General features: G+C 72.0%; 17 protein-coding genes. 6 read left to right on the forward strand and 11 right to left on the reverse strand.

From position 1 onward, the window contains the following. Nucleotides 1–2: 2 nt before the first annotated feature. The gene (locus ACFW3L_RS08480; RefSeq protein WP_378737864.1) at nt 3–707 is read right to left on the reverse strand and encodes a DsbA family protein; all 705 of its coding nucleotides are present in this window, start codon (nt 705–707) and stop codon (nt 3–5) included. A 202-nt stretch (nt 708–909) separates the two neighbouring features. On the opposite strand from ACFW3L_RS08480, the gene ACFW3L_RS08485 reads away from it, so the two are divergent. Together ACFW3L_RS08485 and fdhA are read left to right on the forward strand one after the other, a co-directional pair. Next, nucleotides 910–1,374 (forward strand): hypothetical protein, encoded by a 465-nt coding sequence (locus ACFW3L_RS08485; protein ID WP_378737866.1) that lies wholly within the window; start codon nt 910–912, stop codon nt 1,372–1,374. Between the two features lie 93 nt (nt 1,375–1,467). Further along, on the forward strand, nt 1,468–2,688 hold the full coding sequence (gene fdhA / locus ACFW3L_RS08490) for a formaldehyde dehydrogenase, glutathione-independent (RefSeq protein ID WP_378737868.1): 1,221 nt from the start codon (nt 1,468–1,470) through the stop codon (nt 2,686–2,688). Nucleotides 2,689–2,758: 70 nt separating this feature from the next. On the opposite strand, the gene ACFW3L_RS08495 is transcribed toward fdhA, so the two are convergent. Beyond that, the gene (locus ACFW3L_RS08495) at nt 2,759–2,965 is read right to left on the reverse strand and encodes a hypothetical protein (RefSeq protein ID WP_378737870.1); all 207 of its coding nucleotides are present in this window, start codon (nt 2,963–2,965) and stop codon (nt 2,759–2,761) included. Nucleotides 2,966–3,150: 185 nt separating this feature from the next. On the opposite strand from ACFW3L_RS08495, the gene ACFW3L_RS08500 reads away from it, so the two are divergent. Beyond that, nucleotides 3,151–3,345, forward strand: coding sequence for a DUF1918 domain-containing protein (locus ACFW3L_RS08500; protein ID WP_378737872.1), 195 nt, complete (start codon nt 3,151–3,153; stop codon nt 3,343–3,345). Between the two features lie 74 nt (nt 3,346–3,419). Here ACFW3L_RS08500 and ACFW3L_RS08505 read toward each other — a convergent pair whose 3' ends face one another. From ACFW3L_RS08505 to ACFW3L_RS08535, 7 genes are all read right to left on the reverse strand, one after another. Then, nucleotides 3,420–6,185 carry a PQQ-dependent sugar dehydrogenase gene (locus ACFW3L_RS08505; RefSeq protein WP_378737874.1) on the reverse strand — a complete coding sequence of 922 codons (2,766 nt, stop codon included), beginning with the start codon at nt 6,183–6,185 and terminating at the stop codon, nt 3,420–3,422. A 221-nt stretch (nt 6,186–6,406) separates the two neighbouring features. Further along, a complete protein-coding gene (locus tag ACFW3L_RS08510; RefSeq protein ID WP_378737876.1) occupies nt 6,407–7,294 on the reverse strand; it encodes a sugar phosphate isomerase/epimerase family protein in 888 nt (295 codons plus the stop codon). Further along, nucleotides 7,291–8,547 carry a dihydrodipicolinate synthase family protein gene (locus ACFW3L_RS08515; protein ID WP_378737878.1) on the reverse strand — a complete coding sequence of 419 codons (1,257 nt, stop codon included), beginning with the start codon at nt 8,545–8,547 and terminating at the stop codon, nt 7,291–7,293. Before ACFW3L_RS08515 ends, ACFW3L_RS08510 begins: the two co-directional genes overlap by 4 nt. After that, the gene (locus tag ACFW3L_RS08520; RefSeq protein ID WP_378737880.1) at nt 8,544–9,704 is read right to left on the reverse strand and encodes a Gfo/Idh/MocA family protein; all 1,161 of its coding nucleotides are present in this window, start codon (nt 9,702–9,704) and stop codon (nt 8,544–8,546) included. The genes ACFW3L_RS08515 and ACFW3L_RS08520 overlap by 4 nt, the downstream gene beginning before the upstream one ends. Nucleotides 9,705–9,751: 47 nt before the next feature. Beyond that, a complete protein-coding gene (locus ACFW3L_RS08525; protein ID WP_378737882.1) occupies nt 9,752–10,585 on the reverse strand; it encodes an ABC transporter ATP-binding protein in 834 nt (277 codons plus the stop codon). A 2-nt stretch (nt 10,586–10,587) separates the two neighbouring features. After that, complete coding sequence (locus ACFW3L_RS08530; protein ID WP_378737884.1) at nt 10,588–11,643, reverse strand: ABC transporter substrate-binding protein; 1,056 nt, start codon at nt 11,641–11,643, stop codon at nt 10,588–10,590. A 139-nt stretch (nt 11,644–11,782) separates the two neighbouring features. Next, complete coding sequence (locus tag ACFW3L_RS08535) at nt 11,783–12,532, reverse strand: ABC transporter permease (RefSeq protein WP_378737886.1); 750 nt, start codon at nt 12,530–12,532, stop codon at nt 11,783–11,785. Between the two features lie 252 nt (nt 12,533–12,784). Here ACFW3L_RS08535 and ACFW3L_RS08540 point away from each other — a divergent pair, with 252 nt between their 5' ends. Next, nucleotides 12,785–13,834: a LacI family DNA-binding transcriptional regulator gene (locus ACFW3L_RS08540; RefSeq protein WP_378737888.1), complete on the forward strand. Its 1,050-nt coding sequence runs from the start codon at nt 12,785–12,787 to the stop codon at nt 13,832–13,834. Between the two features lie 29 nt (nt 13,835–13,863). On the opposite strand, the gene ACFW3L_RS08545 is transcribed toward ACFW3L_RS08540, so the two are convergent. Continuing rightward, nucleotides 13,864–14,910 carry a LacI family DNA-binding transcriptional regulator gene (locus ACFW3L_RS08545; RefSeq protein WP_378737890.1) on the reverse strand — a complete coding sequence of 349 codons (1,047 nt, stop codon included), beginning with the start codon at nt 14,908–14,910 and terminating at the stop codon, nt 13,864–13,866. Between the two features lie 204 nt (nt 14,911–15,114). Here ACFW3L_RS08545 and ACFW3L_RS08550 point away from each other — a divergent pair, with 204 nt between their 5' ends. Together ACFW3L_RS08550 and ACFW3L_RS08555 are read left to right on the forward strand one after the other, a co-directional pair. Further along, nucleotides 15,115–15,885, forward strand: a complete 771-nt coding sequence (locus ACFW3L_RS08550; protein ID WP_378737892.1) for a cupin domain-containing protein — start codon at nt 15,115–15,117, stop codon at nt 15,883–15,885. Between the two features lie 204 nt (nt 15,886–16,089). Then, nucleotides 16,090–19,080 (forward strand): family 16 glycoside hydrolase, encoded by a 2,991-nt coding sequence (locus ACFW3L_RS08555; RefSeq protein WP_378737894.1) that lies wholly within the window; start codon nt 16,090–16,092, stop codon nt 19,078–19,080. A 28-nt stretch (nt 19,081–19,108) separates the two neighbouring features. On the opposite strand, the gene ACFW3L_RS08560 is transcribed toward ACFW3L_RS08555, so the two are convergent. Beyond that, entirely contained in the window at nt 19,109–19,831 is a 723-nt protein-coding gene (locus tag ACFW3L_RS08560; RefSeq protein ID WP_378737896.1) for a MerR family transcriptional regulator, read from the reverse strand. Between the last annotated feature and the right edge of the window lie 6 nt (nt 19,832–19,837).

A 19,837-nucleotide genomic window follows, 5' to 3' on the forward strand; every position in this document is an offset into this window, starting at 1 on the left:
GGTCACTCCCCGGCCGCGGCGAGCGCGGTGTCCACGCTCTTCACGAACACGTCCAGGGGCTGCGCGCCCATGATCGGGTCGCCGTTGACGATGAAGGCCGGGGTGGCGCTCACGCCGATCTGCTGGCCCTCCACGAAGTCATGGCCGACCTCGATGCTGGTCCGCTCGGCGTCCAGGTCCTCCTGGAACCGGTCGGCGTCGAGCCCGAGGTCCGCGACGATGCCGTCGAGGACCGCGTCGGGGTCGTCGGCGGACTTGAGCTCGTCCTGCTGGGCGAACACGGCCTCCTGGTACTCCCAGAACGCCTCCTGCTTCCCGGCGGCGGCCGCCCCGAGGGAGAGGGTGGTGGACAGGTCGCCCAGGTAGGGGAACTCCCGCCACTCGATCCGCAGGTCACCGGAGTCCACGTAGCGCTCGACCAGTTCCGGCTGGGTCTCCTGTGCCCAGGAGGCGCAGTAGGGGCAGGCGAAGTCCGAGTAGGCGACCAGGACCACGGGAGCGTCCTCGCTGCCCAGGGCCATCGGGTCGTCGGCGTTGCGGCGGGCCAGGGCCTGCCCCCACTCGCGCTGTTCGGCGTCGACGTGGTCGACCGCCGAGGCCGCCTCGGGGGTCCCCTGCTCCCCTTCGCCCCCCTCCATACGTAGTCCGATGACCACGGCGACCACCAGGGCGACCGTGACGGCCCCGCCGATGAGCAGCGGCGACATCCCGCCCCTGCCGGTCCTCTCGCGTGGGTCCGCTCCCCTGGCCCTCTGGCCCCCGCGGTCCGCGTCCTGTGGTGTCCTGGCTTCCTTCGGCATGCCGCTCCCCCGTTTTCTATGGCAGATAGAGAGTACTCTATGCTCCATAGAAACAACGTCGGGGCATGCCGGTACACCGCCCCCGCCCACTCTCCCGGAAGGACGGACCATGCGCGACTGGGGAATCCGCCAGTGGGCGACCGCCGCGGCCGGGACCGCGCTCACGCTGCTGGTCCTCGGCCTGCCCGCCGTGCTCATCCCCAACGGGATCTTCGCTCGTGAGATCGAACCCACCTGGTGGTCCCACCCCGTGTGGGTGGCCGCCTCCGTGCTGTCCGGTCTGCTCCTGGCCACGTACACCCGCCCGGTCCCGGAGGGCTCCGACGGACCGGGCGGCGGACGCGGCCTCGGCGGCGGGCTGCTCGCCTGGTTCGCGATCGGCTGCCCGGTCTGTAACAAGATCGTCCTGCTGGCGCTGGGTACCAGTGGCGCGATGGCCTGGTTCGCGCCGCTCCAGCCGTTCCTCGCCGCCGCCGGGATCGTCCTGCTGGTCGTGGCCCTGCGTGCCCGGCTCCGCGCGAACGCCTCCTGCCCGCTCCCGACCTCGGCCCGAGGTTCGCGCGGGTCCGATTAGCCGGGGCCTCCAGCGGAAATGGAGGGGGGACGTGGGAACGGAACCACACGCGCCGGAGCCGTGAGGCCGCCGGGGCGGGAGGTAGGAGGGACCATGACCGGCAACAGAGGAGTCGTCTACCAGGGCCCGGGCAGGGTCGAGGTCGAGGACATCGCGTACCCGGACTTCGTCCTGCGGGACGGACCCGGCGTCAACCCGGCGAACGTGGGGCGCGAGGTCCCCCACGGCGTGATCCTGAAGGTCGTCGCCACCAACATCTGCGGCAGTGACCAGCACATGGTCCGGGGCCGCACCACCGCGCCCCAGGGGCTGGTCCTGGGACACGAGATCACCGGCGAGGTGGTCGAGCGGGGCCCCGACGTCGAGTTCGTCCAGGTGGGCGACCTCGTCTCGGTCCCCTTCAACATCGCGTGCGGGCGCTGTGTGAACTGCAAGGCCCGGCACACGGAGATCTGTCTCAACGTCAACCCGGACCGCCCCGGCTCCGCCTACGGCTACGTCGACATGGGCGGCTGGGTCGGCGGACAGGCCCAGTACGCGCTCGTGCCCTACGCCGACTGGAACCTGCTGAGGTTTCCCGACCGCGACCAGGCCCTCGAGCGGATCATGGACCTCACGATGCTCTCGGACATCTTCCCGACCGGCTACCACGGGTGCGTGAGCGCCGGAGTGGGCGTGGGTTCCACGGTCTACGTGGCCGGAGCCGGACCCGTCGGGCTCGCGGCGGCGGCCTCGGCCCAGCTGCTGGGCGCGGCGGTGGTGATCGTCGGCGACCTCAACGAGGACCGGCTCGCCCAGGCGCGCGGGTTCGGCTGCGAGACCGTCAACGTCGCCGAGGGCGACCCCGGCGACCAGATCGAGCAGCTGCTCGGTGTTCCGGCCGTGGACTGCGCCGTGGACGCCGTCGGGTTCGAGGCGCACGGGACCGGCGACCAGGCCGCCAAGGAGGCACCCGCGAGCGTCCTGAACACAGCGATGGACGTCACCAAGGCGGGCGGCGCCATCGGCATCCCGGGCCTGTACGTGACGGGCGACCCGGGCGCCGCCGACGAGGCCGCGAAGGTCGGTTCGCTGTCGATCCGGTTCGGGCTCGGCTGGTCGAAGTCGCACGCCTTCTTCACCGGCCAGTGCCCGGTGATGAAGTACCACCGGGAACTGATGGCCGCGATCCTCAACGACCGCGTCCGGATCGCGGACGCCGTCAACGCCGTCGCCATCCCGCTGGAGGACGCGCCCGAGGGGTACCAGTCCTTCGACAAGGGGGCCGCGAGCAAGTACGTGCTCGACCCGAACGGCTACCTGGGCACCGGCTGACCGCGCCGCGAACGGGTCGTGGGCCCGGCTCGCGGACCACCGCTCTCCGGTCGTCCACCGGAGAGCGGGACTACTCCCCGGTGATCAGCCGGGACACGTAGAGCACCGCCCCGGCGGCGAGGGCGGCGACGCCCATCGAGGCCACGAGCGAGGCCAGGCCGAGGATCACCCCCTCCAGGGCGACCCAGGACTCCAGGAAGTCCCGGACGGGGGTCCGTGACAGCACGAACACACCCATGAAAACGACGAACGCGATGATCGGGGAGAGTTTGTCCACCCGTTCATTATGCGAGGGGCGCGCCGGTCCCCGCGCCCGGTCCGCCCTCACCCCCAAGTGTGACCGTTCACCCGAAAGCGACGGTGTCTTCCCAGTTGGACATGGTTCGTCCGGACTTGTGAGCGGGTACCACCCGACTGTGACCGGCCTGGGGGAGGCCGGTCGTCGAACCGTCGGGAGTACGCATGCGCGCCACCATCGGAGACCAGCTGCACACTCACGGGGTCACCAGTTCCCGGGGGGAGCACGAGGCGGAGATCATCGACGTCCTCGGGGCGGACGACGGTCCGCCCTACCTCGTCCGCTTCGCCGACGGTGAGGAGCGGGTGGTCTACCCGGGTCCCCGGACCGTGGTGCACCCCCGTACCCCGAGCGACTGACGAGGAGGACCCCTCCGGTCCGAGTGCAGGTCGGGCCGGAGGGGTCGGTACCGGGGCGGGAGGGGCGGGGCCGCCTACTCCCGGGTGACGGCCTCCTCGGTGGCGGCGGTGACCCGCCAGACCTTCCCGTTGGCCTTGGACAGCAGGTACAGGCCGCCTTCGGCGTCCTGACCGAACCGGAGGTCCACCCGGGTGTCGCCCGCGAGTTCGCGCATGTCCGTGGGCTGACCGGCCGCGTCCACCAGACCCACCTCGTAGAACGGCACCCGGTCACCGCCCCGGACCATCTCGGCCGTGTCCGCGAACCTGATCTCGCCGCTGACGATGTCACCGAAGAGGTACCGGCCCTCCAGGACCGGGTACGGGCCGCCCCTCGGGACGAACCCGCCGACCAGTGACACCCCGGAGTTCCGTCCGAGGGAGACCACCGGATAGGTGTAGCCGTTCTCCGCGTCGTCCTCCGGCAGCGGGTAGACGTTGGACGGATCGGACCGGTCGAAGCGGAACCCGCCCTCCCGCTCGTTCCAGCCGAAGTCGTCACCCGGCCTGAGCTCGTAGACGGAGTCGATCGACTGCTCACCGATCATCCCGACGAACATGCGCCCGTCCTCCGGGTCCCAGGTGAACCGGTGCGGGTTGCGCATGCCGAGGCCGTGGACCTCACCCAGGGCGTCCGGGTCGCCCACGAACGGGTTGTCGGGTGGGATGCCGTAGGTGCCGCCGGGCCCGTCGTCCCCCTCGGGGTCGATCCGCAGGACCTTCCCCTGCGGCTGGCCGGGGTCCAGCGGGTTCGGGCGGAAGTCGGGCACCTCGTCCCCGTCACCGGAGGCGACGTAGAGCAGCCCGTGGTCGGGGTCGCCCGGCGCGGCGGTCGGGTCGAAGCCGATCTGCTGCATCCCGTGCAGGAAGCGGCTGTACCCGATCCGCAGGACCTCACGACGTTCACCCGCGAAGACGTCGGCGGCCGGATCGTCGGCGGTCCACTCCGTGACCACACCGTGCACCCGTGTGTCCTCGGGCGGCTCGTGCGTGGGCGTCCGGGTCTCCAGGGCCCGACCGGCCTCGGTGTGCACCGTGTAGAAGCGGCCGTTGTCCGCGAACCCGGGGTGGAAGGCGACGAAGCCCAGCCCGGTGCCGAGGGAGGGCCGGATGACGAAGTCGGGGAACGCGTCACCGGCGTTGAGGTACTCGGTGGCCGCGCCGGTCTCCTCGTCCACCAGGTACAGCGGTCCGTTGAGGTCGGGAACGGCCAGACGCCCCGATCCCCCGTCCGGCCCGGGAACCTCCGAGACGAAGTTGATCCGCGCGCCGCCGTCGCCGTCGGTCTCGGGAAGCCGGGTGAGCTCCTCCACCTGGAGCGTGACCCCGGAGGGCAGCGGTGTCTCGGGGATCGGGGTCTCCACCGGCCCCTCACCGTCGTCCACGACCTCGCAGTCACCCGCGTCGCCGCTGGGCACGCGCAGGTTCGCGCTGTGCCGGTCCACGGCGACGTCGTCCACGAGCAGGCGTCCGGCGCTGTCCGCCCCGTTGAGGGCGAGGAACCGGTCCAGACCGTCCTCGACCGAGGAGCGCAGGGCGAACTCGGCCTCCTCCCCCACCGGCAGCCGGGTGGTGGTGCGGTACGGGCCGCCCCTGCTGTAGGCGCGCACGGTGTCGGCGTCGTTGTCGACCACCATCCACACGCACTGCCACGTACCGGACGGCCAGGATCCGGCCTCGGCGAAGGAGTCGCCGTCCCGGACGTTGAGCACGTCGGAGTTCTGGACGTTGGCCTGCGCCCGCATGTCGTCGAAGCCGCCGGGGGCGGCCACCTCGGTCAGACCCAGGGAGGTGTCGAGGTCGGCGTCCCGGTGCACGCGGAAGAACAGCGTTCCGGTCGCCCCGTCCGCGATCTCCGGCACCGCACGGTCGGCGGCCAGGCCGTCGCCGGTCATCTCCACGACCTGGCGGGGATCCGGCCCCGTGGGGTCCGCCACGACCCGCACGTCGGCGTCGGCGCGCCACCCGTCCTGACCGTCGAGCGCCGTCGCCTCGTAGGCGTCGAAGTCGACCACCTCGGCGTACTCCGGTGCGGGGTTGGCCGTGGAGTCCGCGTCCGGGGCCAGGTGGATGTTGTCGAGGTGGGTGTCGCCCGAGGGCGGCTCGTCGGCGTCGTTGAGCAGCAGGAACGTGCGGAGATCCGCCTCCCCCGCGGTCCGGAAGGCGAACTCGGTGTCGCCGTCCGGGCCCCGGGCCGGTACGGGGTCGCCGCCCGCGACCGCGACGTGCACCCGGTAGGTGTCGGCCGCGTTGTCCACGACCAGCCACACCGCGTACCGCTCGCCGTCGGTGATCTCCGTGTCGAGGACCCGTTCCCCGGCCCCGTCCCGGGCCACGAGGCCCCGTTCGTCCAGGGTGACGTGCGGGCCGAAGTCGTCCGGGTCGAAGGGGTTGCCCGTGGTGTCGGCGCCCAGCCCGGGAGTGGGGTTGGCGCTCAGCCCGATGTCGAGCCCGGTGGCCGCGAGGTCGTCCGCGACGAACTCCCAGAAGACGGTGCCCGTGGCGTCCGCCTCCACGGCGAGGTCACCGAGTTCGGCGTAGGCGTTGCCCCGGTACCGGACCGGCTCGGGGCGTTCGGACAGCAGGACGCTCATGGCCTTGCCGGAGAGCGAGGCCGGTGCCTCCTCCGAGACGACCGCGCCGTCCGGGGCTCCGGGGGTGTTGACGTGCCAGGGACCCTGGCCGCGCAGGCTGCCGTTGGCGTAGTCGTCGAAGACCGCCAAGGGCCGGAAGCCGTCGGCCACCGCGTCGGGCGGACCGGCGAGGGTGCCCTCCGCCGCCGTGACAGGTGCCGCCGACATGAGCGAGGCGAGGAGTGCGCAGGCCGTGGTCGCCGCCGCGATCCTCGGTACGGGTGGCCTGGGTGGTCTCGGACGGGGGGACACGGGATCGGCGCCTCGCATCGTCGGTTCTCCTTCGGGGGGTGACGGAGCGTGCTCGGCCGGGGTGCGGCGCCGGTCCGTGACGCCGGTGGGGGGTGGGGGTCCGGTGCCGATCCCCCGGGAGGTCGGCACCGGACGGGTCAGGCCCGCCCTGCGGGCGGGGTGAGGTGGGGGGAGATGACCTCACCGAAGGCGCGGACGCAGTCCCGGACCACGTCCGCGAAGGGCGCGTCCCACACCCGCTGGTGGAACACCTCGATCTCGACGTCCCCGCGGTACCCGGTCGCCTCCACCGCGCGGGTCAGGGACGCGAAGTCGACATGGCCCTCTCCCGGCAGCCCCCGGCCCAGGAGCGCGCCCTCGGGAATCGGGGTGAGCCAGTCGCACACCTGGTAGGAGACGATCCGCCCCTCCGCCCCGGCCCGCGCGATCATCGGCAGCACCTGCGGGTCCCACCACACGTGGTAGGTGTCCACGACCACCCCGACCGTCTCCGGATCGAGGTCAGCGACCAGGTCGAGGGCCTGTCCGAGGGTGGAGACCACCGCGCGGTCGGCGCAGAACATGGGGTGCATGGGTTCGACGCCCAGCCGCACCCCGCGTGCCCGGGCCTCCGGCGCGAGGCGGCGCAGCGCCGCCCGTACCCGCTCCCGGGCCGCCGCGAGGTCCCGGTCCCCGGGCGGCAACCCGCCGAGGACCAGTACGAGCACCGGCGCCGAACCCGGGGCCCCGGCCTCGGCCAGCGCGGCGGTCTCGTCCAGCGCCCGCAGGTTCTCCTTCCACTGGTCGTCGGCCGTGCCGGGGTCCGTGACGAACCCGCCCCGGCACAGGCTGGAGAAGCGGAGCCCGGAGTCGGCCAGACGGGCGGCGGCCTCGGACAGGCCCGCCTCCGCGACCCGGTCGCGCCACAGTCCCACCGCCCCGACCCCGGCGGCCACGGCGTGGTCGATCGTGGCCGCCAGGTCGGCCCGCTTGATGGTGGCCTGGTTGAGCGAGAACCGCTCGGTGTCCGTCCGCACGGCGCTCACGTCCGCCCCTTCCTCTCCTCGGTCACACCGTGTGTCAGCAGCAGGTTCCGCCACCTCCGCGCGGCGAGCGCGGGGTCCGCGAGGGCGCCGCACGCGTCGGCCAGTTCGATCACCCGGGACAGGTGCGGCAGACTCCGGGCCGAGTGCAGCCCGCCCACCATCGACCACCCCGGCTGGAGCCCGTTGAGCCAGGCCAGGAAGGCCACCCCGGTCTTGTAGTACTGGGTGGGCGGCGCGAAGACCTGCCGGGACAGTTCCTCGGTGGGTCCGAGCACCCGCCGGTAGGCGGCGGTGTCACCGGCCTCCAGGGCGGTGAGCGCCGCCGACGCCTGGGGGGTGACGGCGGCGAAGGCGCCCAACAGGGCGTCGGAGTGGTGTTCGCCGTCTCCGAGGATCAGGTCCACGTAGTTGTAGTCGTCGCCGGTGTACATGCGGACCCCGTCCGGCAGCCGGGAGCGCAGCGAGCGCTCGGCCGCCGCGTCCAGCAGGGAGAGCTTGATCCCGGCGATGCGGTCGGCGTGGTCCTCGATGAGGTCCACCACGGTGTCCATGGCCTCGGCCGTGTCCCGTGACCCGAAGTACCCGGCGAGGCGGGCGTCGAAGGCCTCGCCCAACCAGTGCAGGACCACCGGGGTCCGTGCTGCCCCGAGCACCTCGGCGTAGACCTTCGCGTAGTCGGCGGCGTCGCGGGCCGCCGCCGCTAGGTGCCTGCTGGCCATGAGCACGACCCCCGAACCGGTGGACTCCACGTGCTCGAGCTGGGACCGGTAAGCGCTTACCACCCGGTCGAGACTGACCGGGGTGTCCGGGAGCTGGTCGGTGTTGACGCCCGAGACGACGAGGTCCCGGGTGGGGACACCGTGCTCCCGGCCGAACTCCGTGGCGGCGCGGGCCGTGCGCTCCACCAGTTCACGGGTGGCGGCGTAGTCCAGCCCCATGTTCCGCTGGGCGGTGTCCATCGCCTCCGCGACCCCGAGGCCCAGGCCCCACACCCGTCGGCGGAACCCCAGGGTGGATTCCCAGTCCACCTCGGCGGGGGCACCGGGGACGTTGGCCCCCCAGGGCACCGGCACCACGTGGGCGGCGGCGTACACCGACCGCACCCGGTGGTGTCCGCGCGGCGGGACCGGCTCCGGCGCGGCCGCGAGGTCCAGCTGGTCGACGCGGCCCGAGGCGCGCGGCAGCAGCACTCGTGGCGCGGTGGCGGGGTCGGCGGAATCCTCGGCCGCGTCCCCGGGGGTGGCTCCCGTCATGACCGCGCCTCCGCGTTCGTGCCGAGGGCGATCCGCCGACCCGTGGCGGCGGATTCCAGGCCCCGCTCCGCGAGCAGCACCCCGCGCGCGGCCGACGCGAAGTCGAACCGGTGCGGCCGTCCAGCGACGAGGTCGCGCAGGTACTCCTCCCACTGCGCGCGGAACCCGTTGCCGAACTCCGCGTTGTCGGGCACCCGGCTCCAGTCCGCCCGGTAGTCGTGGGCGTCCGCGAGGTCGGGGTTCCACACCGGCCGGGGCGTCGTCTCGCGGGTCTGCACCCGCCCGTTGAACAGCCCCACCACCGCCGAGCCGTGCGTGCCGTCCACCTGGAACTCCACCAGTTCGTCGCGGTCCACCCGCACGCACCAGCTGGAGTTCATCTGCACCACGGTGCCCTCGCCCACCTCGAAGATCGCGTACGCGGCGTCGTCGGCGGTCGCGGCGTACGAGGCGCCGTGCTCGTCGACGCGCTCCGGGATGTGCGTGGCGGTGTGCGCGTACACCGAGCGCACCGGCCCGAAGAGGTGCTCGAAGACGTAGTTCCAGTGCGGGAACATGTCCACCACGATCCCGCCGCCGTCCTCCTTGCGGTAGTTCCAGCTGGGCCGCTGGGCGGGCTGCCACCCGCCCTCGAACACCCAGTAGCCGAACTCGCCGCGCACCGAGAGGACCCGCCCGAAGAAGCCGGAGTCGACCAGCCGCCTCAGCTTGAGCAGTCCCGGCAGGTAGAGCTTGTCGTGCACCACACCGTTGTGCAGGCCCGCGCGCTCGACCTCCCGGGCCAGTTCCTCGGCCTCCGCGTGGGTCTCGGCGGTCGGCTTCTCGCTGTAGATCGCCTTCCCCGCCGCGATGGCCCTGCGCAGGGCGGGGACCCTGGCGCTGGTGAGCAGGAAGTCCGCGTAGACGCCCAACCCGTCGTCGGACAGCGCCGCGTCGAGGTCGGTCGTGTACTCCTCGACATCGTGCCGCAGGGCGATGCGGTCGAGCTTCTCCTTGTCGCGCCCCACGAGGACGGGGCGGATCGGCACCCGGGAGCCGTCGGGCAGGGCGAGCCCGCCCTCGTCCCGGATGGCCAGGATGGACCGCACCAGGTGCTGGCGGTAGCCCATGCGGCCGGTGACGCCGTTGAGGATGATCCCGATCGTCTGTGTCGTCATGTCGTGCAGGTCCTGTCCAGTTGCGGTCGGTCGACCGTGGCTCGGGGTCAGTCGGCGGTGGCGGTGGAGCCCAGGAGCTCGCGGATCCTGGCGGTCACGCGCTGGAACTCGGGGTTCTCCAGGGTGGGTTCGTACTCGCGGTGGCCGTGGATGGCGATGTCGAACTCCTCGATCACGCGGCCGGGGCGCGGCCCCATGACCACGGAGCGGGACGCCAGGTACACGGCCTCGGCCACCGAGTGCGTCACCAGGACCACCGTCATACCGGTGTCCTCCCAGATCCGGCGGAGTTCCACGTTCATGTTCTCCCTGGTCAACGCATCGAGAGCGCCGAAGGGCTCATCCATGAGCAGCACGTCGGGTTCGTGCAGGAGGGCGCGGCACAGGGAGACCCGCTGCTGCATGCCGCCGGACAGCTCGAAGGGCATGGCCTTCTCGAAGCCGGTGAGGCCGGTCATCTCCATGAGCTCGTCGGTACGCCTGCGCGCCCACGCCTTGGGCAGCCCGCGCATCTCGGCCTGGAAGAGGATGTTGTCGCGGGCGTTGCGCCAGTCCAGGAGCGCGGCCCGCTGGAAGACGAACCCGACGTCGCGGCGGGGACCCTCCACGGGTGTCCCGCGCAGGGTCACCCCGCCCGCGCTGGTCGCGGTGAGCCCGGCGATCACCCGCAGCAGCGTGGACTTCCCGCAACCGGAGGGGCCCGCGATGCTGAGGAACTCGCCGTGCTGGATGGTGAGGTCGATGCCGCTGAGCGCGTGCACCGTACGGTCTTTGGTCCGGAAGGTGACGTCGACCCCGTGGATGTCGACCATCGGTCCCTGCTCCGCGGGCGGCTCGGAACCGGCTCCGTCCCGGGCGCGGTCGGCTGTTCTGGCGAACATGCTCACTGCCCTTCCGTGGTGAAGGAGGCGTCGAAGTACGTGCTGGTCTCCTTGGCCTCGTTGATCAGCCCGGCCTCGGCGAGGACCTCGATGGTCCCCCGCCAGTCGTCCTCGGAGGTGTGGCCCGGCTCCAGGCCCTCGCTGTTCTCGGTGTGGAGCAGCTCGATGGTGCCCTGCCACTGCTCCAGGAGCACCTCGCCGCTGGGCATCTGCGGGTTCTGGCCCTCCATGGACGCGACCGCGTCCTCCGGCGACTCCTGTGCGGCGGTGAAGGCCGCCGTGGTCGCCGTGACCATGCGCTGGACCAGGTCGGGGTCGTCCGCGATCGTGGAGCTGTGGGCGAGCAGCCCGTTGCTGAAGAAGCTCAGCCCGGCGTCGGAGTAGCGCAGGTAGTTGACCTCCTTGCCGCTCTCGGCGGAGATCTTGGGGCCCTGGTCGTGGCCGAAGCCGATGAGCGCGTCCACCTGGCCGGAGATCAGCGCCGCGTTCTTGCCCGCCGAGTCGAGGTTCTGCTGCTCGACGTCGTCCTCGGACAGGCCCACGGCCTCCAGGTACAGGGGGAAGGTGAGGGTGACCGCGTCACCGGCGGAGACCGCGATGGTCCTGCCCCGGAGGTCGTCCGGCCCCGAGATGTCGGTCTCGGCGAAGTACTGCACGGCGGCGGGGGTGGACTGGAGGTAGACGCCGACCGAGCGCACGTCCACGCCCTCGTCCACGTTGGCGAGCAGCGCGGGGGTGTCGGCCCAGCCGAAGTCGAAGTCCTGCTGGCCGACGGCCTGCACGGTCCGGGCGGAGCCCTGCCCCGCCTCGATGGTGAGGTCGATCCCGTGCTCCTCGAAGATCCCCTCCTCCACGCCGTAGTAGAAGGGCGCGTGTTCGCCGTAGGGGTACCAGTTGAGCTGCAACGTCACCGCGTCGGTGTCGCCGCTCCCGCCGGTCTCGCCGTCCCCGCCGCCGCAGGCGACGAGGGCCAGGGCGCTCGCCCCGGCGACGAGGGCGGTCAGGGCCGGGCGTGAGGGGGTGCCGTACCGCGCGGTGCGGGAGTTTCGAGAGGCCATGAGGGGTCCTTCGGGAGTTCCGGGTACTGCTGGGGAGGCACGGAGGCCAGGGTGGCCCGGGGTCCGGGCTTTCGGTGTTCGGAGAGGGGGTGCGGGCCCGGGGTCCGCGCGAGGGGCGCGGACGCGGGGTCGGAGCGGCTCAGCCCCGGTTGCGGCGCGAGGCGTGCCAGGGGATGAGGAGCGTCTCCGCGACCTGGATGATCGCGAACAGCAGGACGCCCAGCGCGGACATGATGATCAGCGCGGCGAAGAGCATGGCGGTGTCGATGTTGCCGTTCGCCTGGAGGATGACGAAGCCCAGACCGGAGTTGGCTCCGACGAACTCGCCCACGACGGCGCCGGTGACGGCGAGGGTCGCGGCGACCTTGAGGCCGGACAGCAGTTCGGGCAGGGCCGCTGGGAAGCGGACCTTCCAGAAGGTCTTGATCCGGGACGCGCCCATGGTGGAGGTGAGTTCGAGGAGTTCGGGGTCGACCGACCGCAGGCCGCTGATCCCGGAGATGACCACCGGGAAGAAGGCCATGAGCACGGCCACGAGGACCTTCGGGCTGGCGCCGAAGCCGAGCCACACCACGAACAGCGGCGCGATCGCGATCTTCGGGATGACCTGGGCGAAGAGGATCAGCGGATAGAAGGTCTTCTCCAGTGTGGGCGAGTAGACCATCAGCACCGCGACGAGGACGCCGACCACCGCCGCGATGACGAACCCGGCGAGGGTCTCCCCCGTGGTGACGAGCGTGTGGCCCCACAGGTACTCGGGATTGTCGGTAAACGCTTTCCACGTGTCGACGGGCGAGGGGATGATGTAGGGCTGGACCAGGCCCGTGGTCGTGACCGCGAACCAGGCCACCACCAGCAGCGCGAGGAACGTGGCGGGGTACAGGGCCACCGCCCCGAGCGAGGGGCGACGTCCACGCCGCGTCCCCGCGGTGGCCTGCGTGGGCGAGGGGGCTGGGGCGGGCTGAGTCTGTGGAGTCATACGGACCTCGTGTCGCACTTCGGGGGATGGCGGAAGAAGCCTCGGCTATGATGGAAAGCGCTTACCCAGATGATCCGGAAGCGGGATAGCGCTTTCCCGTTTCCGGAATATTAAGTTCGCGTAGGTGGGGTGTCAATGCCCCCACGAGGGACGGGACGGAAAATGCGCAAGACGAGGACCAGGGCATCCAGCGGAAACCCGACCCTCACCGACGTGGCCGCACGGGCCGGGGTGTCCCTGGCGACGGCCTCCCGGGTACTCAACGAGAGCGACCGCAAGGTCGGCCGCGAACACCGCGAGCGGGTCCTGAGCGCCGCCCGCGAACTCGACTACCGGACGGATCTGTCCGCGCAGGCCATGGCCCGGGGCAACGCCCCGGTGCTCGCCCTGCTCGTCAGCAGTATCGACGACCCGTACTTCTCCGCCCTGGCCGCCGGGGTCGCTGACTCCGCCCGCGACCACGGGGTGATCGTGACCATCGCCATCACGGCGCGCGACAGCGAGCGGGAGCTCACCTCCGTCCGGACGATCCGGGGGCAGCGGCCCCGGGCCATCCTCGTCGGCGGCAGCCGCATCGCGGGCAACCCCCACACGGACGCGCTGCTCGCGGAACTGCGGGGATTCGCGGACGGAGGCGGCCGAACCCTCTTCCTCAGCCAGCCGGTGGGCGGCCTCGGCGCGGTGCACCCCGCCAACACCGCCGGGGCCAGGGAGCTCGGGAGCGCGATCGCCGGGATCGGGTACCGCGAGGCCGCGATGGTCACGGGCGCGGAATCCCTGGAGACCGTGGCGGAGCGGACGGAGGGCCTGCGGCAGGGGCTCGCGACCCGGGGCGGGGGGATCTCCGTGGTCGAGAACGACTCCTTCGACCGCTCCGGCGGCTACCGCGCCACCCTCCGGCTCATCCGGTCGGGTCGGATCAGGGACGTCGACGTGTTGTGCGCGGGCAACGACTTCATGGCGGTCGGCGCGATGACCGCCCTGCGCGACAACGGCATCCAGCCGGGCCGGGACGTCGCCGTCACGGGGTTCAACGACATCGAGACCGCGGCCGACGTCACCCCCCAGCTCACGACCGTGCGGTTCCCGCTCGCCGCGATAGGGCGCCGGGCCGCCGACCTCGCTCTGGACCCCGAGGCCCCGCTCACGGAGGACGTCTCCGTGCCGGGCCAAGTCATCCTGCGCGACTCCTGCCCGCCCCTCGGAGGGTGAGCCCGCCCGGAGTCCCACCGCCCGGGGGCCTACCCGGGAGCCGGTCCGGAGGAGTCGCGGACGACCAGTTCGGTGCGCACGGTCAGGGCCCCACCGGGCGGATCCTCCCGGGCGCCGAGCGCGAGCAGCCCGCTGGTGCGACCCGCGTCGGCCAGCGGGATGCGGACGGTGGTCAGCGCGGGAACGGCGTCACGGCTGAACGGGAGGTCGTCGAACCCGGCCACCGAGACGTCCCCCGGCACGTCCAGTCCGCGCGAGCGGAGTTCCGCGAGGGCGCCGAGCGCCGCGTTGTCGTTGCCCGCTACCACCGCCGTGAGACCGGGTGCGCGGCGCAGGAGCTCCGCCACCCCGGCCCGCCCCGACTCCCGGTCGAAGTCGCAGGTCACCACGGGGCAGCTCTCCTCGGACAGGCCCGCGTCGGCCAAGGCCCGGAGGTGGCCGTCCAACCGCAGCCGCGAGGTGGTCCGGTGCTCCGGCCCGGTGAGGTAGCCGATCCCCCGGTGCCCCGACGCGACCAAATGCGCGGTGAGCTCGCGGGCCCCCTCGCCGTTGTCGAAGTCGACCGCGACCACCCCCGGTAGCCGTGCGCCGTCGTGGCCGGTCAGGGGCGGTCGGCCGCACAGGACGACGCGGGATCCGGCGGACGTGAACTCGGTGACCTGGTCGACGAGGGCGGCGCGGTGTCCGGGGTCGTTGACCGACCCCCCGGTGAGCACCACGGCCCTGGCCCGCTGTCTGCGCAGGAGCCGCAGGTAGCGCAGCTCCCGCTCGGCGGAGCTGGCGGTGTTGCACACGACGGCCAGGACGTCGCCCTCGGCCATGGCGTCCTGGATACCGCTGGCGATCACCCCGAAGAACGGGTCCGCGACGTCGTGCACCAGGACACCGATCAGGTCGGAGCTGGCCGCCGCCAGGGCGCGGGCGTTGCCGTTGACCACGTAGTCCAGCTCGGCGACGGCCCGGTGGACCCGTTCCGCCGTCGCCCGGGCCACGGGGTAGTTGCCGTTGAGGACCCGGGACACCGTCGCCGGTGACACCCCGGCCCGCCGCGCCACGTCAGCGAGTGTGGTGGCCATCTCCGCCCTGCTCCCCCGTTCCCGGAACCTCCCGACCGCGCTGCCGCCAGCGCCGTCCGGGGAGGCGTTCCCAGCAGTATGGCGAAGTTCCCCGTCCGGTGCAGGCGGGAATCGAGTGCCCCTGGGGACCTTGACAGCCAACGGGGACCGAACGTACTTTCTCGGCATAGAAAGCGCTTTCCCCCACGCGTCCCGGGAGCCGCGGTGAACCCGTTTCCCCAGCCAGCCAGCACTGACGCACCGACACCCCCGCCACACGACCTCCCCGCGCTGCCCGGAGGGATCGGACTGTCCGGGCTGCGCGTCTACGACTGGCCCGCCGCGCCGGGGTCCGACGGCCTGTGCGGCGGCACCCCCCACCTCCACCTGGCCTGCACCGAGGCGTACGCGGTCACCGGCGGTTCGGGGGCCGTGCAGACCCTGACCATGTCGGGCTTCGCGTCCACGCCGCTCACCGAGGGCGACCTCCTCTGGTTCACCCCCGGGACCGTGCACCGCCTGATCAACCACGGTGACCTGCGCATGATCGTCCTCATGCAGAACGCGGGCCTGCCCGAGGCCGGCGACGCCGTCCTCACCTTCCCCTCCGAGGTCCTGGCCGACCCGGCCGCCTACGCGAGGGCGGCGGCCCTCGACCCCGCCGACCCCGAGGGCTCGGCACGTGAGCGGCGCGAACTCGCCGTGTCCGGCTTCACCCGACTGCGGAACCGCCTGGAATCGGGCGACACCTCCGCGCTGACCGACCTCCACACCGCCGCCCTGCGCCTGGTCTCCGCCCGCCTGCCCGACTGGCGGACCCGGTTCGAGCGCGGACCGGCCGCCGAGGTCGCCCGCACCGCCGCCCACCTCGACGCGCTCGCGGAGGGCGACGCCTCCCACCTGGCCTCGGCGTCCGTCCACCGGGGCGGAGCCGTCCCGGCCTGGGGCATGTGCGGGCGCCTCGACAAGTACGAGAGAACCGAGCGCACCGAGTGACGCGGGGGACGACCGGCGGACCGGTCGTCCCCCCGCCTCCGTTCCCGATCCCGCCCCGACTCCGTCCCCCCACCCCGTCGAACCGCCAGGCAGGCGCGCCCTTCCCCGCGCACTTCGCCCTGCCCCGTTGTGCCCTCCGGGCCCCTCCCGCCCGGAGCCACGCCGAGTTCAGTACTCACCCGACCCGCACGAGGGAGTCTGTTCATGTTCCTGAGACCACGCCGTTCCCTGGCGACGACCCTGGGGTTCGCCCTGGTCGCCGGGGCCCTCCTCCCAGCCGCCCCGGCGCTGGCCCTCCCCACCGACCTCCCCCCGCAGGAGCCCGGAGTCACCCTCCGGGTCTTCGACGTGGGCTTCGAGCCCGAGCGGATCTGCACCCTCGTCGAGGGCCAGACCCCGAACGTCGACGTCCTGCGCGAGACCGTCGACTACGAGACCACGGAGGAGTTCGGCGGCATCGCCAACAACTTCATGGCGCACGTGATCGGGAACCTCCACGTGCCCGCGGACGGGACCTACGACTTCCGCCTGATCAGTGACGACGGCTCCCGCCTGTACCTCGACGGCGAGCAGATCATCGAGAACGACCAGCGCCAACCGCCGACCGCCGTCGACGGAACGGCCGAGCTCACCGAGGGCGCGCACGCCCTGCGCATCGACTACTTCCAGGGCGCCTTCGACAAGGCGCTGCGGCTGGAGTGGAGCCCCCCGGGTGAGGACGGGTTCACCCTCGTCCCCGAGGACGTCCTCACCACCGACGCGGACGTCACCCGGGTGACCGCGCCCGGGGTGAAGGTGTGCTCGGACGCCGACATGAGTCCCGGGGACGGGGCTCCCCTCGCGGGCGTCCACCCGAACTACACCGTGACCGACCTGCGCCCGGAGGGCTTCGAGCCCACCGTCACCGGCATGGACTGGTTCGAGGACGGGCGGATGGTCATCACGACCTGGGCCGGCCGCGAGAGCTTCGACGGCGCCGTGGAGATCGTCGACGGGACCGTGGGCGAGGACACCGACCCCGACGACATCACGACCGAGGTGGTCGCGACGGACATGAACGAGCCCCAGGGGGTGCTGGTCGAGGACGGTGAGGTCATCGTCGCGGAGAAGCACCAGCTCAGCCGGTTGGTCGACGCCGACGGCGACGGTGTCTACGAGGACACCGAGCAGATCGCCACCTGGCCGAGCGGCGGCACCTACCACGAGTTCGGCTTCGGGCTCCTGGCCGACGACGACCACTACTACCTCAACCTCTCCGTGGCCATCACCCCCGGTGGCAGGACCACGGTCCCCCAGCACGTGGAGAACCGGGGCACCTCCGTCAAGGTGGACAAGGAGACCGGCGAGGTGGAGTACGTCGCCGGTGGCCTGCGCACCCCCAACGGCATCGGTTGGGGGGCCGAGGGCGAGATCCTCGTCGCCGACAACCAGGGCGACTGGCTGCCCGCCTCCAAGATCGTCGAGATCGAGGAGGGCGCGTTCTACAACCACTACACGACTCCGGCCGGGCCCTTCGACGACCAGCCGGTCACCCAGCCCGTCCTGTGGCTGCCGCACAACGAGATCTCCAACTCGCCCACCAACCCGGTGCTGGTGGAGTCGGGCGTCTTCGAGGGGCAGATCCTCTTCGGTGACGTCACCTACGGAGGGCTCCAGCGCGGCTTCCTGGAGGAGGTCGAGGGACGTAAGCAGGGCGCCGTGTTCCGGATGACCCAGGGTCTGGAGTCCGGGGTCAGCAGGCTGGCCCTCGGCCCCGACGGAGACTTCTATGTGGGCGGTATCGGTGGCGGCGGCAACTGGGAGCAGCCCGGCAAGCTTCCCTACGGCCTCCAGAAGCTGACCCCGACCTCCGAGGACGCCATGGACATCCTGTCCATGGAGATCACGGAGACCGGGTTCGACCTCACCTACACCAAGCCGGTCTCCGAGGAGGTGGTCGCCGACGCCGCCGCGAGCTACGAGGTGGCCCAGTGGTCGTACAACCCGACCTCGCAGTACGGCGGCCCCAAGCGCAACCAGGAGTCCCTCTCCGTCACCGGCGCCTCCGTCTCCGAGGACGGGCACACGGTCAGCCTGGACGTCGGTGGCCTGCGTGAGGACCGGGTGGTGCACGTCCGCTCGCCCCGCCCGTTCGCGGCGGCCGACGGCACCGACCTGTGGAGCACCGAGGCCTGGTACACCGTCCACACCATCCCCGGCCACGAGGCGCCGCCCAACGAGATCGGCCTGTACGAGGCCGAGGACGGCTGGCTGCGCGGCGGAGCGGGTATCGCCAACGAACACCCGCACCACACCGGCGAGGGGTTCGTGGACGGCTTCAGCAACATCGGCGCCTCCCTGACCTGGGACGTCCACGTGGACGAGGCGGGGACCCACCCGGTGACGTTCCGCTACTCCAGCGGCCCCAACCCGTTCGTGGGACCCAAGACCATCTCGCTGGACGTCAACGGCGAGGACCTGGGGCAGATCACGGTCGAGACCACCGAGGTCTGGCAGGTCTGGGCCGACCACGTCGAGCAGCTCGACCTCCGGGAGGGGGCCAACACCATCACCGTCACCGCGGGTGAGGACGACGACCGGCACGTGAACTGGGACCACCTGCGCGTCCAGCAGGAACCCTGCGTCCCGGCGGAGCCCGACGAGGGGTACCGGATGCTGTTCGACGGCACCCCCGAGAGCCTGGCCGACTGGGAGATGGCCGGTCCCGGCGACTTCGTCTCCCAGGGCGACTGCACGATGCGTTCCGTCGGCGGTCTGGGCTTCACCAGCTATCCGGAGGAGTTCACCGACTACAGCCTGACCCTGGACTGGAAGATGGGCGGGGACGACAACTCGGGGGTGCACCTCGGGGTCGACGACCCGCAGGGCGACCCCGCCGCCCGCAACCGGGGCTTCGAGGTCCAGATCGACGCCACCGACGAGCCCCACCTGACCACGGGCGCCATCTACAACTTCCAGGGCGCCGACATCGAGGCCCGCGACGAGGCCCTCAACCCGCCGGGTGAGTGGAACACCTACGAGATCCTCGTCGAGGACCACCGGGTGCGGGTGTACCTCAACGACACGCTGATCAACGACTTCGACAGCGAGGGGGCCGACCCCGACCGGGACCTGACCGGCCGGATCGGCCTCCAGAACCACCACACCGGTTCCGACGTGTGGTTCCGCGACGTGCAGATCAAGGAGCTCGGCTGACCGGAGGGGCGGGGCGTGGGCCCCGCCCCTACCCCTCCTCCCCCTCCAGGAGGAGGAGGGCCCGGCGCATGACGTCCCGCTGCGCCTCGTTGTAGAGGTCGGCCACGGACATCATCGCGGCCTTCTCGACCACGGCGCGGGGCATCGTCAGCCGCGAATCCGGATCGCTCAACCAGGGGTGGTTCCGCCGGTGCTCCTCCAGGATCGCCGCCACCCGCTCCGCCAGACGCTGGCGCGTGTCCGCGCTCGCGTCCGGCGGCAGGGTGTTCATCTCCTGGTCCATGTCGGTCGGCTCCGCGTCGATCATGGCGCGGAGGTCCGCGACCGCGCGTTCGTCGTAGAAGCGGCTGGAGATCGCGATGACCGCCCGGTCGGCGTCGCTCAGCCGTTCGGCGACGCCCTCGAATCCGGGTGGGACGTCCGTGGGCGTGCCCTCACGCAGCAGCGCCGCCACCTCCTCCCGCGCTCGGCGCAGACGCTCGATCCCGGCGGCGAGCTCGGCGTCCAGGGCCCGCAGGGCGTCCTCGGAGTCCGCGGGGCCCTCCCCCATCCGGTCCACGCGGGACAGTGGCACTCCCAGTTCGCGCAACCGGCGGATCTGGAGGACCCGCGCCAGGTGCCGCGCCTGGTACTGCTTGTAGCCGTTGCTCCGCCGTTCCGGCTGGTCGAGCAGGCCGACCCGGTGGTAGTGCCGGATGGTGTTCACCGTGGTCCCGGCCATCGCGGCGAGCTCACTCGTGCTCCAGCCCATGGACTC

This window comes from Nocardiopsis sp. NPDC058789 (assembly GCF_042745575.1).
Classification (GTDB): Bacteria; Actinomycetota; Actinomycetes; order Streptosporangiales; family Streptosporangiaceae; genus Nocardiopsis; species Nocardiopsis eucommiae.